The organism is Prevotella sp. MA2016, from assembly GCF_000619825.1.
Taxonomy (GTDB): domain Bacteria; phylum Bacteroidota; class Bacteroidia; order Bacteroidales; family Bacteroidaceae; genus Prevotella.
In genome coordinates this window covers 279636-291951 of record NZ_JHUW01000006.1, presented here as the reverse complement: position 1 = coordinate 291951, position 12316 = coordinate 279636, and the positions used below count along the sequence as shown (strand labels likewise).

Genomic DNA, 12316 nt, shown 5'->3' with positions numbered 1-12316 from the left:
TAAATAACGCATTTTTTTTAAACATTTACAGAATTTAACTGCGTTAATGATAGGAAAGAATAAAAAAAATCGTAACTTTGCAGCCGAAAATCTGTATGATACACGTAACAATATATTAAAGTCGTTAATAATGAAAAAGTATTTGATAGCAGGAGCGCTGGCTTTTATCTGCAATGCATTCTTGAGCAGTTGCAGTGAGGATATGGGGGGCGATTTCACCTCTATAGAAGAAGCTAAAAAAGTGCAGTTTGCCCAGAATTTCGAAAAGTTTTATGGCAAGATAGCCCCCACACAAGATTGGGGATTTGACGATGCTCAGGCAGCTATGGCCAGATCGAGAGCCCAGACCCGTGGCATAGGGGACAACTCAAGTGGTACATGCATCAAGCCTGATATGCCCAACTACCCAAGTGCAACGGCACCTGCCGCCATCACGACCGCAGAACGCGACTACGTGAGAAACTGGTTTGAGACTCACCCTGGATTCACCAGCGGTTTGGATATCAGCAACTTCTATGTGCAGCATGTATGGGGACTGGCCAGCAAGTCGTATAAGGTGTGGTATAACCACTACGATCAGAACTACATGACCAATCATCTTGGCGCCGCTTCCAATTATTATCGCGATGATTATTTTGACAATGGCACTATCGACTACCTGAGTGTGGGCGATGGTACCAACTATACCCATCTGAATGACTTTAACTCGAACAGCGCTGGCACAAAATGGGGAACCATATATATGGAGAACAGCTCAGCTCTGAGCTTTAAGTACCATTGCACCTGGAGCAACCAGGAGTTCACCTACTTTAAGTGTGCTGAAATTGACGTACCAGGCGTGGGCAAAGGCTACTATGTGGGCATGTGCATGTATGGCGAAAAGAGCGACAATGGTGATCGCAAGATTAACAAGGATCAGAAAGACCTGCAATATGCCGACGACTGGATTATCAAGGTGATTCCTGCTAACGGTAGCACCATCGTGAACAAAAAGACCACCAAGGTGTATAAGAAAAAACGCGTATTAGTGCACAAATGGGTATTCTGTGAAGATCTTGGCAGCGCAGCAACCAAGAGGGATTACGACTATAACGATCTGGTGTTTGACGCTAAGATTATCGAAGAATATAAGGTGCTGAGAGATGCCAATGGCAATGAGACAGCTTATACCAACGACGCAAGCCATTCCTATTATGCCGAAGTAACTCCTCTGGCCGCTGGCGGCGAGCTTACCATCAAATTCGACAAGATAGGCAGTACCATACATGGTATGTTTGCTAGCGGTGTTGCCGACAATATTCTCATCAACACCTGTCATGAAAATCTGCCTATTGCAACACCTCATCGGGAGCGACTGATCGGCAAAACCGAAAAGTACACTTTCTCTTCGGAGGCCAGCGCAAGGATCAACAACATCGAGATTCTTGTCAGAACCCAAACGGTTGCTTATGCTCTTGTGGCTTATAGGGGCGAAGCACCCCATAAAATTTGCGTACCGGTAGGCACACGCTGGGCTTACGAGCGCACCGACATTAAGGATGCCTACACAGGATTCGACACATATGTAGCTGGTGGCGCACAGCCATGGGCCACAACAGGTGTAGATGAAAACCTCTACCCACTAGCTGGTACTGCCTACGATATGCGTACCGATAAGACCGGCACTACTTCTTACGAAGAAATCAGTAGTTCTTCTACAACAGAATATAGCTACACCCTTGTTGATGCAGCTCACGAGAAGACGGTATGGACTGGCAATCGCGACTTTATCGGTTGGGATGGTCAATATGCACTATTGATTGATGCCAGCAAGTTTACTGCCAGCAACAATGCCATCGGCAACGGAACTATCATCCGTTTCTATGTAGTGGCCAATGGCAACTATGCCCTGAAGGCTGCTTATGGCAACACCTGGGATGCTGCCAACTATAGCGACAACAGATGGTCGGACGGTGTGTATTACGGTTCGTCAAGAGTACAGTGTGTTGAATTGAAATTGAACACCACCAACGCTGCCAACTTTAGAACTAATGGCATGCGCCTTTGGGGTACAAACATGAAACTCCTTGCCGTGACCTACGACAATAGTCAGAAGGTGGCAGATGCTACTCCAAGCCAGTCTGTCACAATCTGGAGCGGTCAGCAAGCCCTTGGATGGAATCTGGATGTCACCATAGGCAAGGACAACTTCAGTCAAGCTTCAAGCACCAGTAAGATTAAATTTACAGGTTATGCTACTGACGGATGGACACAGATACATATCCATAAGAAGCTCAACCAATGGCAGACAGAAGAATTGGCTTCTGTATGGGCTTCTAATTCTAACGACTGGCCTGGTACATGCGAGTTCACCATTGGCGACTATCTGAATATCATCAAGAGTAATGATATCTGCATTATCGGTGGCAATCTAACGCTGACCAAGGTAGAGCTCATCCCGTAAAAGATAATTAAATCGAAACGAACAAAATAAGACTTTAATACATTGTTTCTTGGAGGGGCGTCTGCGTGAGCAGGCGCCTTTCTGCTTTTTATTAAGAAAAATGCTTGTTATTATCAGAAAAATAGTGTATCTTTGCACGCTGTTATGGTACTCAATTGGATTTGGATAGGATTCTTTATCATCGCATTTGTGATTGCTGTGATAAAGCTTGTGTTCTGGGGCGACTTTGATGTGTTCCCAGCCATGATGGACTCAACGTTTTCTTCATCGAAAACTGCTTTCGAGATATCGTTAGGCCTCACAGGCGTATTGTCGCTCTGGCTTGGCATCATGAAGATAGGCGAGAAGGGCGGCGTAGTAAACGTGCTGGCCAAGTTGCTGAGCCCCATTTTTACCAAACTGTTTCCTGACATCCCCAAGGGGCATCCTGTGACAGGTTCGATTTTCATGAACATCGCTGCCAATATGCTAGGGCTTGACAATGCTGCCACCCCACTCGGACTGAAAGCGATGGAGCAGTTGCAGGACCTGAACCAGAAGAAGGATACCGCCAGCAATCCGATGATCATGTTTCTGGTGCTGAACACCAGTGGACTGACGCTCATACCGATTTCCATCCTGGTGTATCGTGCCCAGATGGGTGCTGAACAACCCACAGATATTTTTATTCCTATCCTGCTGGCCACATTCTTCTCTACGCTGGCAGGCATCATCATCACCAGCTTTTTCCAAAAAATCAATCTGCTCAACCGCACCATGCTGCTCACTCTTGGCGGCGCAGCCCTGGTAGTAGCCACAGTTATCTGGGGCTTCGGGCAGATGGACTCGATACTGATGAACAAAGTGAGCACCAGCGCGGCAAACATCATGCTGATGCTGATTATCATCGCCTTTATACTGGCAGGCATCCGCAAAAAGATAAATGTCTATGATGCCTTCATCGAAGGTGCCAAAGAGGGTTTTACCACTGCCGTGCGCATCATCCCCTATCTGATAGCTATCCTGGTGGGCATTGGCGTGTTCCGCGCCTCGGGTGCAATGGATATGCTGATTGATGGTGTGAAATATGGCGTAGAGGCCTGTGGCGGTAATACCGATTTCGTAGGTGCGCTGCCTACCGCCCTGATGAAACCGCTCTCGGGCAGTGGTGCTCGCGGCATGATGGTCGACGCCATGACAACCTATGGTGCCGACTCGTTTGTGGGCCGTTTGAGCTGTATCTTCCAAGGCTCAACTGACACCACTTTCTATATCCTCGCAGTTTATTTTGGTAGCGTGGGCATTGTGAAAACCCGCCACGCTGTGGCTTGCGGTCTGCTTGCCGACTTGGCTGGCATCATCGCTGCCATCGCAATAGCATACTTATTCTTTGCATAGAGTTGAAGAATTGAAAAGTTGAAGTTATGGCAAATCTGAAATCATTAGCAAAAGATACGGCTATATATGGCCTTTCGAGCATTGTGGGTAGATTCCTGAACTACCTGATGGTGCCGCTTTACACTTACACCCTGAAGAGTTGTGCCGATTATGGCATCTACAATGATATCTATGCCCAGACAGCACTGCTGATGGTGCTGCTGACGTTTGGCATGGAGACCACCTTCTTCCGCTTTATGAACAAGGAAGAGGGCGACAAGATGCGTGTGTATAGCACGGCACTGATGATGGTTGGCGGCGTGTGCCTGACGTTTGCTGCATTGGTACTGCTGTTTATCACCCCTCTCGCCAACGCGCTCGACTATCCCAACCACAAGTGGTACGTAGGAATGATGTTTGTAACCGTGGCGCAAGATGCCTTCCAGGCCATCCCATTTGCCTACCTGCGCTACAAGCACCGCCCCATCAAGTTTGCGTCGCTCAAGCTGCTGTTTATCTTCATGAGCGTTACGCTCAACCTGGTAGCTTACTGGCTGATGCCAAAGATCGACCCTTCTTGGCAGATACACATCGGCTACGCCTTTGCCATCAACCTGACATGTACTACCATCATATCGTTCTGCCTCGTCAGCGAGTTGGTAGGCTTTAAATGGCAGTTCGACACCCAGAAATGCAAGCAGATGCTTAGCTACTCGTGGCCACTGCTGGTACTGGGTATTGCAGGCATACTGAACCAGGTGGCCGGACAGATTCTGCTGCCACGTATCCTCGACTCTGCCGAAGGTCGCCATCAGTTAGGCATCTATGGCGCCTGCATTAAGATAGCAATGATCATGGCCCTGATTACCCAGGCTTTCCGTTTTGCCTACGAACCCATCGTATTCGGTTCGGCCAAGGACAAGAACAGCAAGGAGCTCTACGCCAAGTCGATGAAGTTCTTCGTGATATTCACATTACTGGCATTCCTGTGCGTGATGGGCTATATCGACATTTTCAAATATCTGGTAGGCGATAAGTTCCGCGAGGGCTTGGGCATCGTGCCGATTGTCATGATGGCCGAGATATTTATGGGCGTTTACTTCAACCTGTCGTTCTGGTATAAGCTCATCGACAAGACCATTTATGGTGCCTGGTTCTCGCTGGCTGGCTGCGCCGTACTGTTTGCCGTCAACGTTATCTTTATCCCACAGATAGGTTATTGGGCCTGCGCTTGGGGCGGACTGGCCGGCTACGGCACAGCAATGGTACTGAGCTATATCGTTGGTCAGAAACAGAACCCCATCCCCTATCCCATCAAAGATATAGCCCTCTATATGGTGTTAGCAGGAACTCTGTTCTGCCTGATGCAGGCTAGCAAGGGATGGCACACGATAGTATCGCTGAGCTTCAACACACTGCTCATCGTGCTGTTTGTGGCATTTATCATCCGCAGAGACATGCCACTTTCGAGTCTGCCTGTGATTGGAAAGAAATTCAGAAGAAACTAGATAAATGTATTTTATGAAAAAACTGTTTTTTACTTTACTTGCTGCATGCGCTCTTACCTCGGCAAAGGCCGACGAAGGCATGTGGACACTTTACAACCTGCCCAATGCTGTGTATGAGACCATGAAGCAGGAGAATTTTGAGTTGCCTTACAGTGCGCTGTACTATGGCGAAGATGCCGTTAAGAACTGCGTCGTTAACTTTGGCGGTTTCTGCTCGGGCGTAGTCGTATCACCCGACGGACTGGTGTTTACCAACCACCACTGCGGTTTCGAGGCCATCCGCTCGCACTCTACCGTTGAGCACGACTATATGCTGAACGGCTTTGTGGCCAACTCATTCGAGGAGGAGCTGCCCAACGAGCGCCTGTTTGTTAGTTTTATGATTGAGCAGAAGGACGTAACGGCCTATCTCGACTCACTGGGTCTTAACAGCCTGGCACAAAGCAAGCGCGCCGAGTTTGTAGATTCTGTTGAGAACGCTATGAGCAAGGCCATCCGCCAGCAGGATTCTACCCTGCGTGTAGAGCTGAAGCCTTTCTACGAGGGCAACCGTTATTTCCTTACCACCTATCGCGACTTCAACGATGTGCGCCTGGTGTTCGCCCTGCCCAAGTCGATGGGTAAGTTTGGCGGCGAAACCGACAACTGGATGTGGCCTCGACAGACTTGCGACTTCTCGGTATTCCGCATCTATGTAGATCCCAAGACTGGCGGTCCTGCCAAGTACTCTAAGGACAACGTACCTTACCATCCCAAGAAGTGGGCACCTGTATCACTGCAGGGCTATGTGCCAGGTTCATTCTCTATGACCATCGGCTATCCTGGTTCTACCAACCGCTATCTGTCGAGCTATGGTATCCGCGAGCGCCGCGATGCCGAAAACGAGCCACGCTATAAGACCCGCGAGATCAAGCAGGACATCATGATCCGTCACATGCGTGCCGACGAGGCTGTGCGTATCAAGTACGACTCAAAATACGCCCAGAGCTCTAACTACTGGAAGAACTCTATCGGTATGAACAAGTGTATCGACTCTATTGGTCTGATTAAGCAGAAGGCTGAGTTCGAGCAGAAGATTCGCCAGTGGCAGGATTCAACAGGATTCCTGAAGGGTAAGCTGGACTTTGAACTGCTGGAGCGCCTGTATGCCAAGCAGTTCAAGGCTATCAAGGCACTGACCTACTTCAACGAGACCTTCGGCGGACGCAGTGCCGACGAGCTTACACGTCGTGCTTATCGCGCCCAGAATGGTGCAATCGTAAAAGGCGATGAGAATAAGCCCAAGAGCCAGTACATCGAGTTTGCTGATAACAGCAACGAGTGGGACGAGGCTACCGATAAGGAGATTCAGGCAGCAGCCATGAAGTTCTATCGCAGTCAGGTCGAAGCGGAGTACCTGCCCGACTTCTATCAGGTGGTGGACCGCGACTTTGGCGGCGACTATCAGAAGTATATCAACTATCTGTTCAAAAAGTCGCAGCTGATGAAGAACGGCAAGAAGATTTATATTAATAAGAATAGTTTCCGTAAGGATCCTGGTGTAGCCTTTGGCGAGAGCCTTAACAACACGCTGCATACTATCGTCGGCGAGGCTACCGAGGTTTACGATTCTATTGCAGTACAGGAGCGCTACCTCTGTGCAGCCAAGTTGCGCATGGAGGAGGATATGCCCAACTACTCTGACGCCAACTTCACCATGCGCCTTTCTTACGGTCAGGTAGGCGAGTACCTGCTGGCTGGCAAGCCATCAGGCTACTACACCACTGCCGAGAGTATTGTAGAGAAGATGAAGCAGGGCGAACAGGGTGTTATCGACTACGAAGCCGAGCCTATCATGAAAGAGCTGCTCTCTAAGAGCGACTTTGGCAAATATACCGATAAAACCACAGGCAAGATGCACCTGTGCTTCCTGTCGAACAACGACATCACTGGCGGAAACTCCGGTTCGCCCATGTTCAACGGCAAGGGCGAGCTCATCGGTCTGGCCTTTGATGGCAACTGGGACAGCCTTTCAAGCGACATCTTCTTCGATAAGCAGCTGGCCCGCTGCATCGGCGTTGATATCCGCTACGTGCTCTACATGATGGAGACTTGGGGCAAGGCCGACCGCCTCATCAAAGAGATCGACGCTAAATAAAGCCAATTCAAATAAAACAAAAAAGCCTCGCTACAATGTTAGCGAGGTTTTTTGTAACAATAATGCTGAAACATACTCTGCACCATGTCATCAAAAGATTGGGTATGCATCATCAGTACGCCTAGCGGAGTAATGCAGTACGCCTACCAAAGTAATGCAGTACGCCCTAGGGCGCACTCCTGTACGGCTTAGATGTACTGACAGCTCGTTGTAGTTTAACGATTTTAGTTGACTACTTATATATTACCCTCCCGTTTTTTGCTTAAAACCCGCTGTTTATGAGAGTTTCAGCACGGGAGACTACCTGTTTTCACCCTCCCGTTTAGGCTCCCGTATAGCCTCCCGTTCCTATCCCAAAATAACACAGTTAGACAATATTTCTGCACGCTGAATACGGGAGGGTACACGGGAGAGCAGACGGGAGGGTAAACAGTCTTACCCTCCCGTATCACAACCCGCATAAATACGGGGATTTTGCATAAAGACGGGAGGGTGAAGGATTATTTCTTCTTTTTGCGGGGTTTACGCATGGCCCAGCCTTCTTCACTGAAGTCGGGCTCCTTGCCTTTCAGCTCGCGTGGGGCCTTGCCCATCAGCTCGCGCCAGTTGTCTTTCTTCTGACGCTTGGGCTTGCCGCCGCCTTTGCCTTCGGTAGGTTTACCGCCCTCATCGGCATCGTTACAGCGCACCGTCTTGCCTTTGTGGCGGATGCCTGTGAGCTGAATCATCACCTTCTTGGCATCTTTCTCGGGCACCTCGAAATAAGAGATGCTGTCGAGCAGGTCGATATGGCCCACTTCCTGACGTCCGCCCACAAAGCGATTCAGTGTCTGCATCAGCTCGCCCGGATAGAAACCATCACGCTTACCCAGATTGATAAACAGGCGGCGATAGCCCTTCTGGGCCTTGTTCTGCAGTTTCTGCTTGTCGGTTTGGGGCTTCTTGCCCTTCTTCTCCGGCACCACAGCCTCTATCTCAGGTGCCTCGGCATAGTAGGCCAGGAACTTACCAAACTCGCGTGACACAATCTTCTTGATGAGCTCCTCCTTGTCGATATACTCGAAATAGCGGTTGATGTCCTGCATGAAAGGAGCAATCTCTTCATCATCTACATCAGTCTTCACAATCTGGTCCATCACCTTGTAGAGCTGCTTCTTACAGATCTCCTCGGCTGATGGAATCTCTGCCTTGACAAACTCCTTGCAGATAATCTTTTCAATATTGCGGATTTTGAACTTCTCACGACTGTGAACGATAGATATAGAAGTACCCTTTTTGCCGGCACGACCTGTACGGCCTGAGCGGTGGGTGTAGCTCTCGATATCATCGGGCAGTCCGAAGTTGATGACGTGGGTGAGATCATCCACATCCAGTCCGCGGGCAGCCACGTCGGTTGCCACCAGCAACTGTGTGAGGTGGTTGCGGAACTTCTGCATCGTGAGGTCGCGCTGCTGCTGACTGAGGTCGCCATGCAGCGACTCGGCATTATAGCCATCCTTAATCAGCTTGTCGGCCACCTCCTGTGTTTCAATCTTGGTGCGACAGAAGATGATAGCGAATATGCGTGGATAAAAGTCCACGATGCGCTTCAGTGCCAGATACTTATCCTTGGCGTTAACCATGTAATAGATGTGGTTTACGCTCTCGGCACCCTCGTTGCGGCTGCCTACCACAATCTCCTTGTAATCATGCAGATACTTCTTGGCCACACGCTCTACCTCCTTACTCATGGTGGCTGAGAACATCAGTGTGTGATGCTTGTCGGAGAGTGACTCAAAAATCTCGTTGATACTGTCTGAGAAGCCCATGTTAAGCATCTCATCGGCCTCGTCGAGCACGATGTTCGTTACCTGCTCAAGATGGGCAAAACCGCGATGCATCAGATCTACCAGTCGGCCCGGGGTGGCCACGATGATCTCCACACCTTTCTTCAAGGCTCTCATCTGTGGCTCGATGGCAGCACCGCCATACACGGCTTCGACGTGCACACCATCCAAGTATTTAGCAAAGTCGCGCAGGTCGTCGGCTATCTGCAAGCAGAGCTCACGCGTTGGCGAGAGCACCAATGCCTGTGTATAGCGTTTCGACGTGTCGATACGCTCCAGCAAGGGGATGCCAAAAGCGGCAGTCTTGCCAGTGCCGGTCTGAGCCAGTGCTATCACATCATTTTCATTGCCCAGCAGATATGGTATCACTGCCTCCTGCACGGGCATGGGGTTTACAAAACCTAACTCTTCGATAGCCTTACGTATCGACTCGCATACTCCTAATTCTTCAAATGTCTTCATTCAATAATTTATCTTACTACTTCTGTAAATTCCGGCTTGCCACCTTTCTCTACAGTCACGTAGATAGTCGATGTAGCCTCTTTGCCGTTCATACCGCGACTTGTTACGCTAAACTTATAGTCAGTGCCATCAGCGGTATCACGCTTACCCACTGTTTGTGGGGTACCTAAGGGAAACTGGTAGTTTGAGCAGGCTGCATCGAACAGCGCCTTTTCAGCATCATTTACAGGCTTCTGTTCAGAATACTCACCCAATTTCTCTACACTACCTTTCTTATATCCATTTTCTATCAAAAATCTATTCAACTCCTTACTGGCCTTCTGCACTCGGGCTGCACGCACGCCATAGCCCTGCTTAATCTTAGCCTTGGGCAGCGCCTTCTTCAGGTCGGCAGTCGAAGTGTTCAGGCCGCCACTACCAAAGGTGCAGAAAGGCACGATGGTCTTGCCTGCAAAATCCTGCTCTTTCAGCAGTGTGGCTATAGGCAGAGCATAGGTGCCGCCCCAGATGGGATAACCCAGGAAAATCACGTCGTAATCCTGAATCTTCTTTTTCAAGGGTTTGATGGCGGGCAGAGTGCCGTTCTGTCGCTCCTGATTGCTACGTTGGACAGTGGCTCCGAAATCGCCCGTATAAGGCTCTACGGCTTCTACTGCCTCTACATCGGCTGCCAGCTGCTTCTGCAGCTCCTCAGCTACGGCTTTGGTTGACCCGCTCTCCGAATAGAAGAGCACCAGTTTCTTCTGTGCAAACATTGTTGCAACGCATGTCATCATTGACATCAAGATAAATAGTTTTTTCATAAGTTGTTATGTCTAAGAAAATTTAATCCCTTTTCTGCTGCAAAGATACTATTTTTTTTTGTAATTTTGCAAACAATATGAAGATATGTGTTTTTTGTTCTGCGAATGAGCAGATTGACCCTGAATTCTTTACGCTGACGGAAGAATTGGGCAAGTGGGCTGGTGAAAACGGTCACAACATCGTGTATGGCGGTGTGAACCAAGGTTTGATGGAGTGCATAGCCAAGACGGCCAGAGGTACTGGCAGCATGACCATCGGTGTGGTACCCATGATGGTAGAGAAGAGTGGACGCAGAAGTGATTATGTGGATGTGGAGATTCCTTGCGACAACCTGAGCGACCGCAAGCAGTTGATGATGGACCAGAGCGACGTTTTTATCGCCCTGCCTGGCGGCATCGGCACGCTCGATGAGATATTCACTGTGGCAGCATCGGCTACCATCGGCTATCATCAAAAGCTTGTAATCCTGTATAACATGAAGGGATTCTGGAATGGGCTGATAAGCCTACTCAACGACCTGCAGGCCAAAGGGATGATTCGTGGCGACTGGCATCACTACATCAAAACGGCTGACTCCTTGGAAGAAATCAGCCGCTTGATTTAATTTCTTATGATAACAAGCTGTCGGCCAGTTGCTCAAGTAAGGCCTCGTCGGCAGCCTTCATACGAGAGCGGATAGTAACCATCGGCTCAACAATCTCACAGTCCTTCAATCCCTCTATCATCGAGCGCATCACCTTGCCTGCCGTTGGTGCCCAACTGCCATTCTCGATGATGCCGAAGCGGCGCTTCTGATAGTTCTTGATCTGCAGGTGATACAGGAAATCGTGCATCACAGGGAACACACCTGCATCATAGCTCGACGCAGCTACGACGACGGTAGGATAACGGAAAGCATCCTCGATGACCTCGGCCATATCGTCGCGACTCAGATCGCTCACCACGACCTTTGGTGCACCCTTCTTGCGTAGTATCTCACCCAGACGCTCGGCAACAGCAGCTGTTCCACCATGAATGCTGGCATAAGCTATCAGGATACCTTCGCTCTCGGGCTCATATTTACTCCATGTGTCGTATAGCTTGATGGCAGCAGCCAACTGCTCACCTTCAAGCACAGGGCCGTGCAGCGGACAGATGGCCTGAACGTCGAGTGAGGCCAACTTCTTCATCACCAGCTGTACCTGCGAACCATATTTACCGCAGATATTAAAATAGTAACGACGCGCCTCGCAGGCCCAATCGTCAGTATCATTAACCAATGCTCCAAACTTACCGAATCCATCGGCAGAGAAAACAACCTTATCCAAGCTGTCGTAACTCATGATGACCTCAGGCCAGTGTATCATCGGAGCCCCTATGAAATGGAGTTCATGAGAACCCAACAAGAGCGTATCACCCTCCTTGACAGTCAGCACTCGACCTTCGAAATTAAAGCCATCGAAGAAATTAGGCAGCATCTTAGCTGCTTGTGCACTACATACAAGCTGCAAAGCGGGATAGGACTCTAGCATCCAACCGATGAGCGCCGAGTGATCAGGCTCCATATGGTGAACCACCAGGTAATCAGGCTGTCGCCCATTAAGTGCCGCCACCAAGTTAGCTTTCCACTCTTCTCCCTTGCGTCGATCGGCAGTATCCATGACTGCAATCTTCTCGTCGTCAATGAGATAAGAATTATAACTCATGCCCTCGGGCACCACATACTGACTCTCAAACAGATCAATGTCAAGATCGTCAACACCGATGTACTTAATGCTTTCGCTCATCATATCTTAAATTT

Annotated in this window: 8 protein-coding genes; 5 read left to right on the top strand and 3 right to left on the bottom strand. The window is 49.4% G+C overall.

Annotated elements, in window-relative coordinates; all coding sequences use genetic code 11:
• The first annotated feature begins 130 nt into the window (after positions 1-130).
• From T360_RS0101190 to T360_RS0101175, 4 genes are all read left to right on the top strand, one after another.
• Positions 131-2443 carry a hypothetical protein gene (locus tag T360_RS0101190; RefSeq protein ID WP_155949347.1) on the top strand — a complete coding sequence of 771 codons (2313 nt, stop codon included), beginning with the start codon at positions 131-133 and terminating at the stop codon, positions 2441-2443.
• Between the two features lie 144 nt (positions 2444-2587).
• Positions 2588-3820, top strand: coding sequence for a nucleoside recognition domain-containing protein (locus T360_RS0101185; RefSeq protein ID WP_028911165.1), 1233 nt, complete (start codon positions 2588-2590; stop codon positions 3818-3820).
• Positions 3821-3846: 26 nt separating this feature from the next.
• Complete coding sequence (locus T360_RS0101180; protein ID WP_028911164.1) at positions 3847-5307, top strand: lipopolysaccharide biosynthesis protein; 1461 nt, start codon at positions 3847-3849, stop codon at positions 5305-5307.
• Positions 5308-5320: 13 nt separating this feature from the next.
• Positions 5321-7444: a S46 family peptidase gene (locus T360_RS0101175; RefSeq protein ID WP_028911163.1), complete on the top strand. Its 2124-nt coding sequence runs from the start codon at positions 5321-5323 to the stop codon at positions 7442-7444.
• Positions 7445-7944: 500 nt separating this feature from the next.
• Here the strand turns inward: T360_RS0101175 and T360_RS0101170 are convergent, their stop codons facing one another.
• Positions 7945-9732, bottom strand: a complete 1788-nt coding sequence (locus T360_RS0101170; RefSeq protein ID WP_028911162.1) for a DEAD/DEAH box helicase — start codon at positions 9730-9732, stop codon at positions 7945-7947.
• An 8-nt stretch (positions 9733-9740) separates the two neighbouring features.
• On the bottom strand, positions 9741-10535 hold the full coding sequence (locus T360_RS0101165) for a flavodoxin (RefSeq protein WP_231488011.1): 795 nt from the start codon (positions 10533-10535) through the stop codon (positions 9741-9743).
• 77 nt (positions 10536-10612) lie between these two features.
• Between T360_RS0101165 and T360_RS0101160 the strand changes: the two genes are divergently transcribed.
• Positions 10613-11140, top strand: a complete 528-nt coding sequence (locus T360_RS0101160) for a TIGR00730 family Rossman fold protein (protein ID WP_028911160.1) — start codon at positions 10613-10615, stop codon at positions 11138-11140.
• Between the two features lie 4 nt (positions 11141-11144).
• Here the strand turns inward: T360_RS0101160 and T360_RS0101155 are convergent, their stop codons facing one another.
• Positions 11145-12305 carry an FprA family A-type flavoprotein gene (locus tag T360_RS0101155; protein ID WP_028911159.1) on the bottom strand — a complete coding sequence of 387 codons (1161 nt, stop codon included), beginning with the start codon at positions 12303-12305 and terminating at the stop codon, positions 11145-11147.
• Positions 12306-12316: the final 11 nt, after the last annotated feature.